The 3,901-nt window shown below is 67.2% G+C and carries 5 protein-coding genes; 4 read left to right on the forward strand and 1 reads right to left on the reverse strand.

From position 1 onward, the window contains the following. On the reverse strand, positions 1-144 hold a 144-nt coding region (locus AC1DU6_RS22710), incomplete at its 3' end, for a helix-turn-helix domain-containing protein (RefSeq protein ID WP_477859779.1). Positions 145-232: 88 nt separating this feature from the next. On the opposite strand from AC1DU6_RS22710, the gene AC1DU6_RS22715 reads away from it, so the two are divergent. The 4 genes from AC1DU6_RS22715 to AC1DU6_RS22730 all read left to right on the forward strand — a co-directional run. Further along, entirely contained in the window at positions 233-1,213 is a 981-nt protein-coding gene (locus tag AC1DU6_RS22715; RefSeq protein ID WP_457353557.1) for an MBL fold metallo-hydrolase, read from the forward strand. Between the two features lie 3 nt (positions 1,214-1,216). After that, positions 1,217-2,593 (forward strand): M28 family peptidase, encoded by a 1,377-nt coding sequence (locus AC1DU6_RS22720; protein WP_457353559.1) that lies wholly within the window; start codon positions 1,217-1,219, stop codon positions 2,591-2,593. Positions 2,594-2,767: 174 nt separating this feature from the next. Further along, a complete protein-coding gene (locus tag AC1DU6_RS22725; protein ID WP_477859776.1) occupies positions 2,768-3,526 on the forward strand; it encodes a cytochrome c oxidase assembly protein in 759 nt (252 codons plus the stop codon). Next, a partial coding sequence (locus AC1DU6_RS22730; protein ID WP_477859777.1) for a cytochrome b occupies positions 3,523-3,901 on the forward strand: 379 nt, incomplete at its 3' end. The genes AC1DU6_RS22725 and AC1DU6_RS22730, both read left to right, overlap by 4 nt.

The raw sequence follows: 3,901 nt of genomic DNA on the forward strand, positions 1-3,901 counted from the left end.
CATGCGCGCCTCGAGGGCGGCCAGGCGTTTGCTGACCACTGCCAGCGACAGGCCCAGCGCGTTCGCGGCCCCCGTGAGGCTGCCGGCACTGGCGACCTTGTCGAAGATCGTCAGCTCGGCCAGGTTGTCGATCATTGTTTCCATATCGTTGATTGTGAAATAGCTATATCGATCTTTATAAACAAGATGGCGATAAATATAGTGGCTTTCATCGCTTAACAGGAGCCTCACGATGAAACGCACCTTCCTTGCGGCCTTCCTGGCCGCCACTGTCGCCACCAGCCTGGTCGCCCCGGTCTCGTCCGCGGCCGAGGCGCCTGCGACCAAGGTGAGCCGCTATCAAGCCGGCTACTACCACTTCAAGCTCGGCGACTTCGAGATCGCGGCACTCTCCGACGGCACACTGCCGATCCCGACGCTGAAGCTGCTGACCAACGCCCAGCCCGGCGAGGTGGCGTCGCGCCTGGCGGACACGTATCAGACGACCGAGGTCGATGCCTCGATCAACGCCTACCTGATCCGGGCCGGCAACCGCCTGATCCTGATGGACGCCGGCACCGGCGAGCTTTACGGCCCGACGTTGAACAAGCTCGAGGCCAGTCTCAAGGCGGTGGGCGTCACGCCGGCGCAGATCACCGACATCCTGATCACGCACATCCACACCGACCACACCGGTGGCTTGATGGATGGCCAGCGCATCGTGTTTCCCAACGCCACGGTCCACATCGAGCAGAAGGAGGTCGCGCACTGGCTGAATCCCGACAACCGCGCGCGGGCGCCGGAGGCGGCGAAGAAGTACTTCGACGAGGCTTCGGCCAAGGTGCAGCCCTATGTCGATGCCGGCAAGGTGAAGACGTTCTCCGGCGCGACCGAGCTGTTCGCCGGCATCCGTTCCATCCCCGCTCCGGGCCACACACCGGGCCACACGTTCTACGCGCTCGAGAGCAAGGGCGAGAAGCTGGTGTTCTGGGGCGACCTGGTTCACGTGGCGGAAGTCCAGATGCCCAACCCGGGCGTGACGATCGTCTTCGACGTCGATCCCAAGGCCGCCGCAGCAACGCGCAAGAAGGCTTTCGCCGACGCGGTCAAGGGCCGGTACTGGGTCGCGGCCGACCACATCTCGTTCCCCGGCGTCGGCCATCTGCGCCGCGATGGCACAGGCTACCGGTGGGTCCCCATGACCTACGTGAACGACCACTACGAGGCGAGGTGAACCATGGCCCAGCGGTTGCTGAATCACTCCGCGGCACTGCTGCTGGCCGCGTGTCTTGCAAGCCCTTTCGCGGGCGCTGAAACGTTGCCGGCTTCCGCAGCGAACGAAGCGACCGCCGGGCTCCTGAGGGAACGCGCGCTGGCGGACAGCGGGGCGTACAAGATCGTCGCATCGCTGACCACGGAGGTCGGCGCGCGCCCCGCCGGGTCCGAGGCCGACGCCCGCGCGGTGGCGTGGGCCGTGGCGAAGTTCCGTGCGCTGGGCTACGACAAGGTCTACACGGAGCCCGTCAAGTTCACGGCTTGGCGCCGGCTGTCCGAGAGCGCCGAGGTGATTGCGCCGCTCACGCAGCGCCTTGCCGTGACCGCGCTGGGCAACAGCGTGGGAACCGACGGCCCGCTCGATGCCGAGATCGTGCGATTCCAAGACTTCGAAGCGTTGCAGTCGGCGCCGGCCGAATCGGTGCGCGGCAGGATCGTCGTGCTCACCCGGCGCATGGAACGCGACCGCGATGGGTCGGGATACGCGCGGGTCCTGCAGATGCGCAGCAGTGCTGCCTCGTTGGCCGCCACCAAGGGCGCCGTGGCGCTGCTGATCAGATCCTTGGGAACCGACGACAACCGGCTGCCGCACACCGGCAGCGTGAACTACGCTCCCGGGAACGCGATTCCGGCCGCCGCCATCTCGGGCCCGGATGCGGATCTCCTTGAACGGCTGGGGCTTCGATATCCCTCGGTACGGCTGCGCCTGAACATCGCGACGCAAACACAGACCGACAGCACCTCGTACAACGTGATCGGCGAGATCACCGGGCAAGACGCCAAGGGGGAGATCGTGATGATGTCTGCGCATCTCGACTCCTGGGATCTGGGCACGGGCGCAGTCGACGACGGGTTCGGCGTGGCCCTGACCATGGCAGCCGGGGCGTTGATCAAGCAGCTGCCCCAGGCACCCCGCCGCACGATCCGCGTGGTGTTGTTCGCCAATGAGGAGAACGGCTTCGATGGTGCACGCGCCTATGCGGCGCGCGATGCGGGCGATCTGTCGCGGCACTATCTGGCGATCGAAAGCGATTGGGGCGCAGGGCCAATCTACGCGTTGCGTCATCCGCCGCTGGACGCTGAGCTCACGGCACGGCTGTCACGCGCGCTGGCTCCGCTGGGCATCACGCTCGACGGTGCCGCTGGCGCACCGGGACCGGATCTGGGCTTCCTGGCCAAGCGTGGCGTGCCGTGGATCCAGCTCGCACAGGATGCCACGGACCTCTTCGATCATCATCACAGCGCCAATGACACCTTGGACAAGATCGACCCCGCGTCCTTGAACCAGAACGTCGCCGCCTACACGACGTTTGCCTGGCTGGCAGCGAACGCGCCGTAGATATGCGCAAGCTCGCCATCTCGGCGATTGAAACGGCGCTCAAGGGCTGAACGGGCTACGGCAAAAGTTGCCGCAAAGCCTTGCGCTCCCGGACCGGCCCCCTCTCGTGGGGCGGCCACGAACGCGGGCAAGTCGTGTGCCCGTGCAGCGTTGAACTAGACGCGGAAGACGACCATGGATGGCCGGTGGATTCCCTATTGCGGCGAGGCGCCCGGCCCGGACGCCTGGCTGAGCCGATGGAACCTCGACCCGGTGCTCGGCACGGGCCTCGTGCTGCTGGCGCTGGCACTGTGGCGGCTGTCAGCGGCGCAGGCTGCAACGCCGAGACAGCTGCGCTGCCTGCGCTGCGCCTGGGCGTTGGCGGCCCTGCTCTACGTGTCGCCGCTGTGCGCGCTGAGCTCCGCGTTCTTCACTGTCCGGGTGGTCCATCACATGGCGCTGGTCCTGGCGATGGCGCCGTTGCTGGCAGTCGGGCTGGCACCGTGGCTGCGTCGCCTGCCGACACCGCTATGGACCTGCACGGCCATCGCCACCGTCACGTTCTGGACCTGGCACGCGCCCGCGCCTTACGCGGCGGCCCTGTCGTCGGTGGCCCTGTACGCACTGATGCAGTTCACGCTGCTGGCCAGCGCGGTCGCCTTCTGGGTCGCGGTGCGGCGCTCCGGCGCGGTCGCAGCAACGGGCGCCATCCTCGCCACGACGGTGTTGATGGGGCTGCTGGGCGCGCTGATCACGTTCGCCGCGCGGCCGCTGTATGCGCCGCACTTCGCATCGGCGCTGAGCTGGGGCGTCTCGCCGCTGCAGGACCAGCAGCTCGCCGGCATCGTGATGTGGGCGCCGGGCAGCATGGCCTACCTGGCGGCCGCGATGTGGATAGGCTGGCGCTGGATGCGCGCTGAACGTGCGCGCGGCCTGCTTGCCGAGGTGGCATGAATCTCGTTGCCGCCATCGAATGGGCCGAGGGCCACCACCGCCGGGGCCTGTACTCGCCGATCGGCGTGGCCTTTCACTGGGCGATGGCGGCGCTGATGATCTTCCAGCTGGCCTATGGCTGGTACCTGGGCTGGCAGCCGGYGGGCGGCGACAAGTACATCGGCTACCAGACGCACACCGAGGTCGGGCTGACGATCATGGTGCTGGGCACGCTGCGCTTCCTGTGGCGCAGCCAGATCGGCACCCCCGACAACGTCGACGAGTCGTCGTTCTCGGGCAGGGCCAGCCATGTGCTGGAGGTCTGGTTCTACTTCAGCTTCTTCGCGCTGCCGATCAGCGGCTGGGTCATGTGGTCCACACTGCCCAGTGACCTGC

The organism is Roseateles sp. P5_B10, assembly GCF_056400485.1.